At 68.6% G+C, this 223-nt stretch carries 1 pseudogene; it reads right to left on the bottom strand.

What is annotated here, in order from left to right:
• Positions 1–75, bottom strand: a pseudogene (locus IF47_RS32060) (thiol reductase thioredoxin); the annotation flags it as partial.
• Positions 76–223 lie beyond the last annotated feature (148 nt).

The following is a 223-nucleotide window of genomic DNA, read 5'->3' as shown; positions in this document are numbered from 1 at the left end:
GTCGACCAGGACGGGCTTGTCGCTCTTGAGGACGACGTCCTCGAAGTCGGCATCGGTGGCGGTCAGGGTGGCCATGGTGTTCTCCTTGAGTTCTCGGGGGATGTGCTGTGAGGTGGGTGGGAAGGTCGTCAGAGGGCGGCGGCGGCCGCGGCCTCGTCGGTCTTCTCCGGCTCGGCGACGTGCTTCTCGGGAGCGTCGACCAGGGCGGCCAGGTACCGCTCGG

It is taken from the genome of Streptomyces megasporus (genome assembly GCF_000718985.1).
Classification (GTDB): Bacteria; Actinomycetota; Actinomycetes; order Streptomycetales; family Streptomycetaceae; genus Streptomyces; species Streptomyces megasporus.
This window is presented reverse-complemented; position numbering and strand designations above follow the sequence as displayed.